Here is a 13,413-nt window from a genome sequence, read left to right as displayed (position 1 = left end):
GTCAGCGCCGGTAGAGGGCCATGTCGTCGCAGCCGCCGTTGCCGGGCACCTCGCGCCAGCAGTAGAGGCGGGCGGTGGTGCCGTCACCGGTCTTGAAGTTCACGCTCAGCCGCGTCCACTTCTTGGAGGCGGAGCTGACGTAGCTGGAGTTCGGCCCGAAGTCCTTGGCGCCGATGAAGGTGGCGCCGACGTCGGACCTCACCCAGCCGACGACCTGGTAGGTGGTGTTCGGCTTGAGCCCGCTCACCACGTACTCGACCGCCGCGTCGTAGCCCTGCCCCGCCGACAGCAGTACCGCGCGCTTGCCCGAGTGCGCGGCCTTGGCGCCCAGGAAGGACGCCGCGCGGGGCTCCCACCTGCCGAACCCCTGCTCGAAACTGCCGTTGGCCAGCAGGTTCTGCGGCGGCTTGCGCGGCTTCTTGGTGGGGGAGGGCGGCGGAGGAGAGGTCTTCGACGGCTTCGGGGTGGGCGAGCCGGCGTTCTGCTGCGCCTTCACCGGCGCCGAGGGGGTGGGGGTGGACGACGGCTCCGCCGGGGGCGGGGTCGCGGAGGGTTCGCTGGTGTGCGGCACTCCCGTCTTGACGGCGAGGGGCTGCGGGTCGCCCTCCCCGCCGCTCCGGGTCATCGCGAAGATCCCGACCAGCAGCAGGGCCACGGTCACCGAGGCGGCGGCCACCAGCAGCGGGCGCTTGGCCCCGCCGCCGCCCGCCGCCTCTCCCGCCCACGGCGGGGAGGCCTCGAACGCCGGAGCGGGCGGGCCGACGGGCGGACCGGCCGGCGGCGGCGCCTGACCGTGCACCGGCTCGGCCGGGGCGCCGGGCATCGGGAGCGCCTCCACCCGGGTCTGCATGCCCCACTCCTGCGCCGCGGGGTTCGCGACGGCGTCGAGCATGGTCTGGTCGGCGGCGGGGGCGGCGGAGTGCGCCGGGTCGCCCCCCATCGGGACGCCCACCGGAGCGTCGAAGGCGGTGACCATCAGCTCGATCTGGGGAGCGGGCGGCTCCTCCCGGCCGGCCGCCGCGCCCTCGGCCTGCGGCTCCTGAGGTTCCTGCGTCCCCTGAGGCCGAGGCCCCTGGGGTTCGGCGGGGGGCACCTCCCAGGCCGCACCGGAGGCGGCGGGCGGAATCTCCCAGGTCCCACCGGAGGACACGGGCGGGACCTCCCACGAGGTGCCGGGCGCCGCGGGCGCCGCCTCGGCGGGGAGACGAGGGGTCTCCAGCGCGCCGTTGGACGACGCGGGGGACGACGCGGGAGACGCGTCCGCGGCGGGAAGGGGCTCCCAGGAGCCGGGGGGAGGGATCTCCCAGGACGTCTCGGGAGCGCCGGGCGCCGGTCCCGCGGCGGGCGGCGCGGCAGGCGGCATGACGGGCTCGGAGGCGGGCGGTGCGGCGAGCGGCGCGGCGGGCTCGGCGGCGGGGCGGCCGAAGGCGGCGGGCGGCGCGGCGAGCTCGGCGACGGTCACGCCCGGGTCGGAGGTGGGGGCGGTGAGCTGGCGCCGCAGCTCGGCGGCGGACGGCGGCACCGCCGACAGGCACGCCTCGGTGAGGGTGCGCAGCCGGGGCGGCAGCTCCTGCTCGCCCGCGGCGGCCTGGACGAGCCGCGCCCAGTCCGCGGGGTCGGCGGCGAGCGCGGCCTCCCGGTCGGGGGCGAGCCCGAAGTCGGTGAGGACGGCGCCCTGCGCGCTCATGATGACGTTGGACGGGCGCAGCGCCCCGTGCGGGATCCCGGCGGCGTGCAGCCCGGCCAGCGCGGCGGCCGTCCGCACCGCGAGGCGCTCCAGCTCGGCGGCGGAGAAGGGCTCGGGGATGTCGGGCAGGGGGATGCCCTCGACGTACTCCGACATCAGGTAGGGCCGTGCGCCGACCAGGCCGGTGGACAGCGCGCGGGCGGTGTGCGGGACCTCCAGGGCGCACACCGCCTCCATCGCCCGCTGGTAGGCCTCCCAGACCGCGGGATCCTCGGTCAGGTGGGCGTGCAGCAGCTTGACGGCGACCTTGGTCCCGTCCGCCTGCTGCCCGAGGAAGACCACGCCGAGCGGACCCTCCCCCAGCCGCCCGCTGAGCCAGAGCCCGCCGACGAGTCCGGGATCGCCGGGTTCGAAGGGTCGCATAGGGAGTCACCTCGGGGGGATGCGGGAACACGATGCGCGTAACCTGCCGCGGCGTAATGCTAGCGAGCCACGGGAGCGTGAGAGGACCGAACCGGACGTTATGGAACTGAAGCCTCTTCTTTCTGCATATACACCCGCTGCACCCGCCCCCGCGCTCAGCCCCGGTCCGCCGCCTCCTCCAGCGCGGTGAAACCGGGCTTGATCACGTCGTCGATGAGCGCGAGCCGCTCGTCGAAGTGCAGGAACGCCGACTTCATGGCGTTGAGGGTGAACCAGCGCAGGTCGCTCCAGCCGTAGCCGAAGGCCTCGACGAGGTGGGCGAACTCCTCCGAGAGGCTGGTGCCGCTCATCAGCCGGTTGTCGGTGTTGACCGTGACCCGGAAGCGCAACCGGGTGAGCAGGCCGATCGGGTGCGCCGCGATGGAGCGCGCCGCGCCCGTCTGCACGTTGGACGTCGGGCACATCTCCAGCGGGATGCGCTTGTCGCGGACGTAGTCGGCGAGCCTGCCGAGCTTCGCGCCGTCCTCGCCGATGTCGTCGATGATGCGCACGCCGTGGCCGAGCCGGTCGGCGCCGCACCACTGGATGGCCTGCCAGATGGAGGGCAGCCCGAACGCCTCGCCCGCGTGGATGGTGAAGTGCGCGTTCTCCCGCTGGAGGTACTCGAAGGCGTCCAGGTGGCGGGTCGGCGGGTTGCCCGCCTCGGCCCCCGCGATGTCGAACCCGGCCACCCCGTGGTCGCGGTAGCGCACGGCCAGCTCGGCGATCTCGCGGCTGCGCGCCTGGTGGCGCATGGCCGTCAGCAGGGAGCGCACCTGGACGCCGTGCTCGCGCCCGCCGTCGTCGAACCCGGCGTTGACGGCCTCGACGACGGCCTCCAGGGTCATGTCCTGCACCAGGTGCTGCTCGGGGGCGTAGCGCACCTCGGCGTAGACGACGCCGTCGGCGGCGAGGTCCTCGGCGCACTCGCGGGCCACCCGGTAGAGCGCCTCGGGCGTCTGCATGACGGCGACCGTGTGGGTGAACGTCTCCAGGTAGCGCTCCAGCGAGCCGCTGTCGGAGGCGTCGCGGAACCAGCGGCCCAGCGCCCCGGGCTCGCTCTCGGGCAGGCCGGTGTAGCCGTGCGCGTCGGCCAGCTCGGCGATCGTGGCGGGGCGCAGGCCGCCGTCCAGGTGGTCGTGGAGCAGGACCTTGGGCGCGCGCCGGATCTCCTCCAGCGCGGGTACGCGGCTCGTCATGAGTCGATCCTCTCGATGATGAGGGGCAGCAGGTCGGGCGTGCCGTGCTCCACCAGGTCGAAGGAGCCGTCCAGGGCGGCCAGGGCGCGCTCGAACCGCGCGGGCTCGTCGGCGTGCAGGGTGAACAGCGGCTGGCCGAAGGCGACGTGCTCGCCGGGCACGGCGTGCCAGACGACGCCCGCGCCCGCGCTCACCGGGTCCTCCTTGCGGGCGCGCCCGGCCCCCAGCCGCCAGGCGGCGAGGCCGACGGCGTAGGCGTCGAGCCGGGTGAGCACGCCCGAGGCCGAGGCGGTGATGGTGTGGGTCTCGCGGGCGGTGGGGAGCGGGGCGTCGGGGTCGCCGCCCTGCGCGCGGATCATCCGGCGCCAGACGTCCATCGCCGAGCCGTCCCGCAGCGCGTCCTCGGGGTCCTTGCCGTCCAGGCCCGCGGCGTCGAGCATCTCCCGGGCGAGGGCGACGGTCAGCTCCACCACGTCGGCGGGGCCGCCGCCGGCCAGCACCTCCACCGACTCGGCCACCTCCAGCGCGTTGCCCGCGGTGTTGCCCAGCGGGCGGTCCATCGCGGTGAGCAGCGCCACGGTCTTCACGCCCGCGTCCAGACCGAGCTCGACCATGGTCCGGGCCAGCTCGTGGGCGTGCTCCACGGTCTTCATGAAGGCGCCCGAGCCGACCTTGACGTCCAGGACCAGCGCGGACGTCCCCTCGGCGATCTTCTTCGACATGATCGACGAGGCGATCAGCGGGATGGACTCCACGGTCCCGGTGACGTCGCGCAGCGCGTACAGCTTGCGGTCGGCCGGTGCCAGGTCCTCGCCGGCGGCGCAGATCACCGCGCCGGTGTCCTTCAGGACCCCCAGCATCTCCTCGCCGGACAGGTGCGCCCGCCAGCCGGGGATCGTCTCCAGCTTGTCCAGGGTGCCGCCGGTGTGCCCGAGGCCCCGCCCGGACAGCTGGGGCACCGCGCCGCCGCAGGCGGCGACCAGGGGCGCCAGCGGCAGGGTGATCTTGTCGCCGACGCCGCCGGTGGAGTGCTTGTCGGTGGTCGGCCGGTCCAGCGCCGTCCACTCCATGCGCGCGCCGCTGCGGATCATCGCCCGGGTCCAGTCGACGATCTCGCGCCGCGACATGCCGTTGAGCAGGATGGCCATGTTCAGCGCGGCCATCTGCTCGTGCGCCACCACCCCGGAGGTGTAGTGCTCGATCACCCAGTCGATCTGGGGGGTGCTCAGCTCGGCGCCGTCGCGCTTGGCGACGATCACCTCGATGGCGTCCATGGGGAACCTTCCTAGAGGTATTCGGGCCCGAAGGCGTCGGGCAGGTAGTCGCGGAGCGGCCTCACTCCGCCGGACGTCTCGAGGAGCATGCCGGGGCCGCCGTGCTCGTAGAGCACCTGGCGGCACCGGCCACAGGGCGTGAGGGGGGAGCCGTGGCGGTCGACCACCGAGACCGCCACCAGGCGCGGAGTCTCACCGACCGTGAGCTCTCCCGGCGTCCCGGCGCCGTGCAGCGCCGAGACGAGGCTGCATTCGGCACACAGCGTGAGGCCGAAGGAGGCGTTCTCGACGTTACAGCCGGTGATGATCCTCCCGTCGGAGGCCAGGCCGGCGGCACCGACGGGGAAATGGGAGTAGGGCACGTACGCATGCTCCATGGCGGCCTGGGCGGCGGCGCGGAGGGAAACCCAGTCGATCTCTTCCATGTGGTGAGCGTAATACGGTGCCCCAGCTCAGAGGGGGTCGCCAATCCTGGCGAACAGGGCTTAAAGTTACCGTCACACGTATGACGGTATCGACCCCCGCAAGCGGTATTTTCCGTAACGGTATGCCCACAACTTGATGTGCCATATCGACGACCGCGGCCACGGACGGTGAACCTGAATACCGCACTGGCTGGGCAAGGGTTGCCGTAGCTCGTACCACATGGAGGCAAAGTGTCCAAGGGGATCCGGCTCGCTGCCGGGATGGCCGGGCTGGCGATGCTGGTCGCCGCATGCGGGGAGAAGCCGGAGGAGAAGGCCGGCGCCGAGAAGTCCGACTACTCCGCCTGCATGGTCACCGACACCGGCGGCATCGACGACCGCTCCTTCAACGCGGCCTCCTGGGCGGGCATCCAGGCGGGCATCAAGCAGGCCGGCGGCGAGGAGCAGTTCATCGCCTCCAGCAGCGAGAACGACTACGTGCCCAACATCAACGAGCTGGTCAAGAAGGGCTGCAAGCTCGTCGTGACGGTCGGCGGCCTGATGGGCGAGGCGACCACCGAGGCGGCCGGCCAGCACCCCGACCAGCAGTTCGCGATCGTCGACTCGCCCACGGTCGAGGGCAAGAAGATCTACGGCATGCAGTTCAACACCGCCGAGAGCTCCTTCCTCGCCGGCTACCTCGCCGCGGGCATGAGCAAGAGCGGCAAGGTGGCGACCTTCGGCGGCATGGCGATTCCGCCGGTCACCATCTTCATGGACGGCTTCTGGGAGGGCGTCCAGCACTACAACAAGGAGAAGGGCAAGAACGTCCAGGTCCTCGGCTGGGACGAGACCAAGCCCAAGAGCGGCTCGATGGCCGACCACTTCAACAACCAGGCCAAGGGCAAGAGCATCACCCAGAACTTCATCGAGCAGGGCGCCGACATCATCTTCCCGGTCGCCGGCGGCACCGGCCTGGGCGCCGCGGCCGCGGCCAAGGAGTCCGGCGGCAAGGCCAGCGTGATCTGGGTCGACACCGACGGCTGCGAGTTCGCCGAGCAGTACTGCGACGTCTTCCTCACCTCGGTGATGAAGGACGTCAAGGGCGCGGTCGAGAACGCCGTCACCACCGCGGCCAAGGGCGACCTGACCGGCGGCTACCTGGGCGACCTGAAGAACAACGGCACCGGTCTGGCCCCCTTCCACCAGTTCGAGGACAAGGTCCCGGCCGACCTGAAGACCGAGCTGGACAAGATCAAGACCGACATCGTCGACGGCAAGATCGAGATCACCTCGCCCTCGCAGCCCCAGGGCTGAACGGCGGGGAGACGGTGACACGGGGCGGGAGCACGGCTCCCGCCCCGTTCCATGAAGCAGGACGGGCGCGGCACGCCGGACCACCGGGCAGGCCATCTTCCGCCCCCACCGCTTTTCCGGGAAGGACCCAGGGTGGCACTTGAACTGCGGGGCATCACCAAGCGCTTCGGCTCGCTGGTGGCCAACGACGCGATCGACCTGGAGGTCAGGCCGGGAGAGATCCACTGCCTGCTCGGGGAGAACGGCGCCGGCAAGTCGACGCTGATGAACATCCTCTACGGGCTCTACCAGCCCGACGAGGGCGAGATCCGGGTCGGCGGCCGGCCGCTGCGGCTGGACGGGCCGCGCTCGGCGATCAACGCCGGGATCGGGATGGTCCACCAGCACTTCATGCTCGTGCCCGTCTTCACCGTCGCCGAGAACGTCATGCTCGGCGACGAGCAGGTCAAGGGCCCCTTCCTCGACCACGCCTCGGCCCGCCGGCACGTCCGCGAGGTCTCCGAGCGCTACCACCTGGCCGTCGACCCCGACGCCAAGGTCGGCGACCTGTCCGTCGGCGTGCAGCAGCGCGTCGAGATCGTCAAGGCGCTCACCCGGGACGCCAAGATCCTCATCCTGGACGAGCCCACCGCGGTCCTCACCCCGCAGGAGACGCGGGAGCTGTTCACCGTCATGCGCCGGCTCCGCGAGGAGGGGACGGCCATCGTCTTCATCACCCACAAGCTCAAGGAGGTCAAGGCGGTCGCCGACCGGATCACCGTGATCCGGCGCGGGAAGGTCGTCGGGACCGCCGAGCCGTCGGCGTCCGAGTCCGAGCTCGCCGCCCTGATGGTCGGCCGCCAGGTGCGGCTGAAGGTGGAGAAGGAGCCCGTGCGCGACACCGGCGCGGCGCCCGCCTTCTCCATCCGCGACCTGACGGTGCGCAACCTCGCGGGCCAGGCGGTCGTGGACGGCGTCAGCCTCGACATCGGGCCCGGCGAGGTCCTGGGCGTCGCCGGGGTCCAGGGCAACGGGCAGACCGAGCTGGCCCAGGCCGTCCTCGGGCTCGTCACCCCCGAGCGCGGCTCCATCACGCTGGACGGCGTCGAGCTGACCGGCAGGAGCCCCCGGGAGCGGCTGCGCGCCGGGCTCGGCTTCGTGCCCGAGGACCGCGGCCACGACGGGCTCGTCGGCACCGCGAGCGTCGCCGAGAACCTCATCCTCGACCTGTACGACCGGCCGGAGTTCGGCAGGCGCGGCACGATGGACGTCAAGGAGGTGCGGCGCAACGCCGCGTACCGGGTCGAGGAGTTCGACATCCGGACCACCTCCATCGAGCAGCCCGTCGGCGAGCTGTCCGGCGGCAACCAGCAGAAGGTCGTGGTGGCCCGGGAGATGTCCCGGCCGCTGAACATGCTGGTGATCTCCCAGCCGACCCGCGGCGTGGACGTCGGCGCGATGGAGTTCATCCACCAGAGGATCATCAGGGAGCGGGACCAGGGGCGTCCCGTCCTGCTGGTCTCCACCGAACTGGACGAGGTCATGGCGCTGTCCGACCGCGTCGCCGTGATGTACGGAGGAAGGATCGTGGCCGTCGTGCCCGCGGACACCTCCACGGAGAAGATCGGCCTGCTCATGGCCGGAGCGCACCCCGAGGACGTCGTCGATGAGTGAACAGCCGACCGAGAAGAAGGCGGCCCCCGAGGCCGGGAAGACGCCGCCGCCCGGCGGCCTCAGGCGGGTGCTGGACGAGATCCTCGAAGGATCCTGGCTGGTCACCGCGCTGGCCGTCGTCCTCGCGCTGTTCTTCGGCGCGATCCTCATCGTCCTGTCCGACGAGGACGTGCGCGAGACCTTCTCGTACTTCTTCGCCGCCCCCGGCGACGCGTTCTCGGCGTCCTGGACCGCGGTCGGCGAGGCCTACGGCGCGCTGTTCCGCGGCGCGATCTGGGATCCCGAGAGCTCCTGGAACGTGGCCACCGCGATCGGCCCGTTCAGCGAGACGCTCACCGAGGCGACACCGCTGCTGCTGGGCGGCCTGGCCATCGGCCTGGCCTTCCGCTCCGGCCTGTTCAACATCGGCGGCCAGGGCCAGCTGATCATGGGCGCGATCTGCGCGACCGTGGTCGGCTTCACGGTGCAGGGGCCGGTCGTCGTCGCGGCGGTGCTCGCGGTGCTGGGCGGCATCGCCGGCGGCGCCCTGTACGGTGCGCTGGTCGGCGTCCTCAAGGCCAGGACCGGCGCGCACGAGGTGATCGTCACGATCATGCTCAACTACGTCGCCCTGTCCTTCCTGGTCTGGCTGATCGCCACCGACGCGATCAAGAACCACGAGCGCAACGAGCCGCTGTCCAAGTCGGTGTCCGAGGCGGCCGAGCTGCCCCGGCTGCTGGCCTGGCTGCCCGAGGGCGGCGGGAGCCTGCGGCTGCACGCCGGCCTGCTGATCGCGATCGCCGCGGTGTTCTTCTGCTGGTGGCTGCTCAACCGCTCCACCCTCGGCTTCGAGCTGCGCGCCGTCGGCGCCAATCCGGCCGCAGCCCGCACCGCCGGCATGAGCGTGGGCAGGAGCCAGATCATGGCCATGCTCGTCTCCGGCGGGCTGATGGGCATCGTCGGCGCCACCCAGGTGCTGGGCACCGCCAACGCCAACAACGCGCTCACCCCCTCCATCGACGCGGGCCTGGGCTTCACCGCCATCACCGTGGCGCTGCTGGGCCGCGCCTCGCCGGTCGGGACGGTCTTCGCCGCGATCCTGTTCGGCGCGCTGCAGGCCGGAGGCCGCTCCATGCAGGCCGCGTCCGGGGTCTCCATCGAGATCGTGACGGTCATCCAGGCGCTCATCGTGCTGTTCGTGGCAGCGCCGCCGCTGGTCCGCGGCATCTTCCGCCTCAAGGGCGCCGGAGCGTCCCAGGCCGCACTCGCTTCGAAGGGATGGAACGGATGACGGCCACGGTGCTGCCGCCGGAGAACCTCGCCCCGGCCGGGGCGGGCATGCAGCGGGGCCGCCTCTACGGCGGCATCGCGATGATCGCCGCCGGGCTGTACGGGGTCTGGGCGTTCGGCCTGGGCAGCCGCACCGACGGCGCCGACACCCGGTTCGTGCTGAACCTCAGCAACGCCACCGGCCTGACCCTGCCCGACCTGACGCTGCCCGCCGGGCCCGCCGCGCTGGCCCTGGCCGTCCTCGCCGCGCTGTGCGGGGCGGCGAAGCTGGCGCTCCCGCCGGCCCGCCGGCTGGGCGCCGCGCTGACGGGCGGGTTCCTGCTCTGCTACGTGCTGGCCTTCCTGACCTGGGCGGCGGCGGGCGGGAGCCTGAACCTCGCGGCGGTCCTGGAGGCGACGGTCCTGGCCGCCGTCCCGCTCGTCCTCGGCGCGCTCGCCGGGGTGATCGGCGAGCGCTCCGGCGTCATCAACGTCGGCATCGAGGGCCAGTTCCTGCTGGGCGCCTGCACCGCGGCCTTCACCTCGTCGGTGACCGGCTCCCTGTGGGCCGGCCTGGTCGCGGGCTCGGTGGCGGGCGGCCTGTTCGGACTGCTGCTCGCCGTCTTCGCCCAGCGCTACCTGGTCGAGCAGGTCGTCCTCGGCGTCGTGCTGACCATGCTGGCCACCGGCCTGACCGGCTTCTTCTACGAGCGCGTCATGCAGAAGGACAGCCTCTCCTACAACCAGGCGCTGGCCCTGCCCGAGTTCGAGATCCCGCTGCTGGCCAAGCTCCCGCTGATCGGCCCGGTGCTGTTCGACCAGAACATCCTCGTCTACCTGACGATGCTGCTCATCGCGGTCGTGCACGTCGCGCTGTTCCACACCCGCTGGGGGCTTCGCACCCGCGCCGTCGGCGAGCACCCCACCGCCGCCGACACCGTCGGCATCAACGTGATCCGCACCCGCTACCTCAACATGTTCGTCGCGGGCCTCGTCGCGGGCCTCGGCGGCGTCTGGCTCACCATCGGCCTGAACATCAGCTTCAACAAGAACATGGCGGCGGGACAGGGCTTCATCGCGCTGGCGGCCGTCATCTTCGGCCGCTGGTCGCCCGTCGGGGCGCTGTGGGCGGCACTGCTCTTCGGCTTCGCGGGCGGGCTCTCCAACGCCGTCCAGCCGCTGCAGACCCCCGTCCCCACCTCGTTCCTGTCGATGCTCCCCTACCTCGCCACGGTCCTCGCCGTCGCCGGCCTCGTCGGCCACGTCCGAGCCCCCGCCGCCGACGGTCAGCCCTACACCAAGGGCTGACCAGTAAAAACTCAAAGCACATCCCGCGGAAAACGAGGAACTGCATACGCTTGAGGTGACGCCTTCCCTACGATGCCGGGAGCAGAGTGTGAGCGAGGGGGAACCGAAAGTGGTCACTGCTGATCTGTGCAGCTACAGCTCCATCGTCCTCCCGGACACGCCGCACGCCCTGTTCGTGCGAGGGGAGCTGGCCGATGCGGTCGGCGCGCCCGACGGGGCCCGTGTCGAGGTCATCGGGGGGGTGGTCGTCGTGTCGCCGGCACCGTCGGTCGGGCATGCAAAGATCGTCTGGTATGTCGCCCAGGCGTTCGCGCGGCAGGTGAACACCGAGCATGAGTGGGAGTGTCTGTCAGGACCGAACCTCGATCTGATCGAGGCCGAGAAGAAGTTCGGTGCCATACCCGATCTCGTGGTGGGGGAGGCGCCGGAGACCGAGCTGAACCTCCAGCCCGAGGTGAGCTGCCTGGTCTCGGACGAGGTCGAGCTGGTGGTGGAGGTCACCTCGCCGAGCAACGCCTTCCGGGACCGCCCGCCGTTGGACGGCCGCGCCACCAAGTGGAACGGCTACGCGCGAGCGGAGGTCCCCTACCACCTGCTGGTCGACCGGGATCCGAAGGTCGCTCAGGTGGTGCTCTACACGATCCCGGACGCCGGCGCCGGAGCCTACCTGGACAAGCAGGTGTGGGCTTTCGGAGAGGACGTCGTGCTTCCCGAGCCCTTCGGGCTGACGATCCCCACCGGCAGATGGTCGCTCTGGGGATGACCGGCGTCAGTTCGGGACGGGGGCGGCGGGGAGGTCGGCTATCTCCGCGGTGACCGGGCCCGAGGGGGTCTGGACCAGGGCCCAGAAGTGCTTGGTCTGGGCGGGGGCGAACTGGTCGGCGCCGGTGGCGATGCCGGAGGTCTTGGTGCACAGGCACAGCTGGGAGAAGCCCTGGGCGGGGGTGCCCAGGAGGTAGCGGGCCGGGGGGATGCGGCGGTCGCCGTCGACGAGCTCGGCGTTCGCCGCGGCCCAGAAGCGGAACTTCAGCCAGGTGCGGTCGGTGTCGTCGTTGAGGCTCTGCAGGGAGACCTGGCGCTGGCCGGTGTTGGTCAGGGCGTAGGTGAGCAGGGAGAGGCCGCCGCCGACCGGGCGAAGAGGGTCGACGGCCACGGTGAAGCCGTTCCCCGGGGCCGCGGGAGCGGCCGGGGCGGCGCTGGTGGGGCGCGGCGCGGGCTCGTCGGCCTTGGTGAAGGTGATGGTCACCCGGCGGTTGCGGCGGCGGCCCTCGTCGGTGGTGTTGGGGTAGAGCGGCCGGGACGAGCCGAAGCCCTCGGTGGTGAAGTCCGCGTCGGGGAGCAGCTTCTTCAGGCGCGCGGCCACGGCGGCGGCGCGGCGGCGGGACAGCGGCGTGTTGACCGCGGAGGTGCCGGTGGAGTCGGCGTGGCCCTCGACCTTGACGGCGCCGCCGGAGATCCGCCCGGCGGTCCTTTCGATGAGGGTGCCCGCGGCGGCGGTCAGGGCGTGGGAGCCGGTGGCGAACAGCACGTCGGCGGACAGGCTGACCTGGACCTGGCGCCCGTCGTCGCGCAGCTCGCTCTCGTCGTCCTCGGAGTGGGCGTCCAGCGGGTAGGAGACGCTCTCGCCGACCGGCTCGGGGAAGTCCTGCCCGGCCGGAGGCTCATCGCTGATCGGGACGTCCACCAGCGGCGGGGACATCGGGGTCAGCAGGGTCGCGGTCTTCGCGCCGCCGGACGGGGCGGGCAGGACCGCGAAGAACGTCTTCTGCTCGCCGGGCTCCAGGAAGGAGCCCAGCACGCTCTCCCCGCGGCTGCACACGCAGCCGTCGGCGCCCTGCAGGGGCTTCACCACGCGGCGGGCGGCGGTGTCCAGGAGGAAGATGCCGCCCGCGCGGTCCATGTCGGGGGTGGCGTCGGTGTCGTCCGCCAGGTGGTCCAGCGGGTTGAAGTCCACGGTGTCGTTGTTGGTCACCCGGATCTGCGCGAGGACGTGCTCGCCGCCGTGGCGGTTGAGGCCGACGACCTCCAGCCGCGCCTTGACCTTGGCGTCGACGTCCACCGAGGCGAGCGCCCGCGGGCCCGCCGGGGCGGACGAGGCGGCGGCGGGGGGCACGCCGCCCGGGGGCCGCGGAGCGGGCGGCGGATCCTCGGCACCGCTGCAGCCGACGGCCAGGACGAGCAGTGCGGCGATCGGAAGCACGCGCATCGCGGTCTCCATCGGGAGGGGGGCGGACACCGCCATTCGATCACCTTTGCCCGCCCCGGTCCACGGAAAGGGCGGGGAAGCGGGCCGCACTATCGTGGAAGGATGAAGCCGTTCCGTTCCGCCGTCGGGTCCGTCGTGAGCTGGGTGTGGCTGGTCGTCGCCGCCGCGGCCCTGGTGGACGTGGCGGTCCGGGGCAGGGACCGGGCCTCGGCGATCGCGGCCGCGGTGCTCCTGCTGGGCTGCGGCCTGGCCTACGCGCTGGGGCTGCGGCCCCGGGTGGCGGCGGAGGAGACGGCGCTGGTCGTCCGCAACCCGTTCCGCACCACGCGGCTGCCCTGGGGGCGGATCAGGGAGATCCGCTCGGGCCGCGCGCTGACCGTCACCTGGGACGGCGGCGAGGTCGAGGCGTGGGCGGTGCAGTCCTCGGCGCGCTCCGCCGCGCGGGCCGAGCGCGCGAAGCCGGACCCGCGGCTGCCCGGGAAGCTGGCGGCGCAGGTGGCGGGACGCACTCCCGTCGACTTCGCCGCCGAGCAGCTGGCGGAGGTGCGCGCCCGGTCCGCGGGCGACGGCGAGGTCGCCGTCACCTGGTCCTGGCCCGCTCTGGCCGCCGTGCTCGTGCCGCTGGCCGCGCTGACCGTCCTGCTGGTGGTGTGAG

Annotated in this window: 11 protein-coding genes; 6 read left to right on the top strand and 5 right to left on the bottom strand. The window is 72.4% G+C overall.

All coding sequences use genetic code 11. The features are described 5' to 3' along the window. Position 1: 1 nt before the first annotated feature. The 4 genes from ABD140_RS24400 to ABD140_RS24385 form a co-directional block, all read right to left on the bottom strand. Complete coding sequence (locus tag ABD140_RS24400; protein ID WP_344243283.1) at positions 2 to 2,110, bottom strand: protein kinase domain-containing protein; 2,109 nt, start codon at positions 2,108 to 2,110, stop codon at positions 2 to 4. Between the two features lie 155 nt (positions 2,111 to 2,265). After that, on the bottom strand, positions 2,266 to 3,348 hold the full coding sequence (locus tag ABD140_RS24395) for an adenosine deaminase (protein WP_344243282.1): 1,083 nt from the start codon (positions 3,346 to 3,348) through the stop codon (positions 2,266 to 2,268). Then, positions 3,345 to 4,622 carry a thymidine phosphorylase gene (locus ABD140_RS24390; RefSeq protein ID WP_344243281.1) on the bottom strand — a complete coding sequence of 426 codons (1,278 nt, stop codon included), beginning with the start codon at positions 4,620 to 4,622 and terminating at the stop codon, positions 3,345 to 3,347. The genes ABD140_RS24395 and ABD140_RS24390 overlap by 4 nt, the downstream gene beginning before the upstream one ends. Positions 4,623 to 4,633: 11 nt before the next feature. Continuing rightward, complete coding sequence (locus tag ABD140_RS24385; protein WP_344243280.1) at positions 4,634 to 5,047, bottom strand: cytidine deaminase; 414 nt, start codon at positions 5,045 to 5,047, stop codon at positions 4,634 to 4,636. A gap of 231 nt (positions 5,048 to 5,278) precedes the next feature. On the opposite strand from ABD140_RS24385, the gene ABD140_RS24380 reads away from it, so the two are divergent. The 5 genes from ABD140_RS24380 (at position 5,279) to ABD140_RS24360 (ending at position 11,315) form a co-directional block, all read left to right on the top strand. Beyond that, entirely contained in the window at positions 5,279 to 6,343 is a 1,065-nt protein-coding gene (locus ABD140_RS24380) for a BMP family lipoprotein (RefSeq protein WP_344243279.1), read from the top strand. A gap of 132 nt (positions 6,344 to 6,475) precedes the next feature. Continuing rightward, positions 6,476 to 7,996 carry an ABC transporter ATP-binding protein gene (locus tag ABD140_RS24375; RefSeq protein WP_344243278.1) on the top strand — a complete coding sequence of 507 codons (1,521 nt, stop codon included), beginning with the start codon at positions 6,476 to 6,478 and terminating at the stop codon, positions 7,994 to 7,996. Further along, entirely contained in the window at positions 7,989 to 9,266 is a 1,278-nt protein-coding gene (locus ABD140_RS24370; RefSeq protein ID WP_344243277.1) for an ABC transporter permease, read from the top strand. Before ABD140_RS24375 ends, ABD140_RS24370 begins: the two co-directional genes overlap by 8 nt. After that, complete coding sequence (locus tag ABD140_RS24365) at positions 9,263 to 10,552, top strand: ABC transporter permease (protein WP_344243276.1); 1,290 nt, start codon at positions 9,263 to 9,265, stop codon at positions 10,550 to 10,552. Before ABD140_RS24370 ends, ABD140_RS24365 begins: the two co-directional genes overlap by 4 nt. A gap of 109 nt (positions 10,553 to 10,661) precedes the next feature. Next, the gene (locus ABD140_RS24360; protein WP_344243275.1) at positions 10,662 to 11,315 is read left to right on the top strand and encodes a Uma2 family endonuclease; all 654 of its coding nucleotides are present in this window, start codon (positions 10,662 to 10,664) and stop codon (positions 11,313 to 11,315) included. Positions 11,316 to 11,321: 6 nt separating this feature from the next. Here the strand turns inward: ABD140_RS24360 and ABD140_RS24355 are convergent, their stop codons facing one another. After that, on the bottom strand, positions 11,322 to 12,758 hold the full coding sequence (locus ABD140_RS24355; protein WP_344243274.1) for an OmpA family protein: 1,437 nt from the start codon (positions 12,756 to 12,758) through the stop codon (positions 11,322 to 11,324). 102 nt (positions 12,759 to 12,860) lie between these two features. On the opposite strand from ABD140_RS24355, the gene ABD140_RS24350 reads away from it, so the two are divergent. Further along, on the top strand, positions 12,861 to 13,412 hold the full coding sequence (locus ABD140_RS24350; RefSeq protein WP_344243273.1) for a PH domain-containing protein: 552 nt from the start codon (positions 12,861 to 12,863) through the stop codon (positions 13,410 to 13,412). Position 13,413 lies beyond the last annotated feature (1 nt).

The sequence above is a fragment of the Actinocorallia libanotica genome (assembly GCF_039525175.1).
In the GTDB taxonomy this organism is placed as follows: Bacteria; Actinomycetota; Actinomycetes; order Streptosporangiales; family Streptosporangiaceae; genus Actinocorallia; species Actinocorallia libanotica.
The sequence above is the reverse complement of the archived record's forward strand: the minus strand, read 5'-3'. Positions and strand labels throughout refer to the sequence as shown.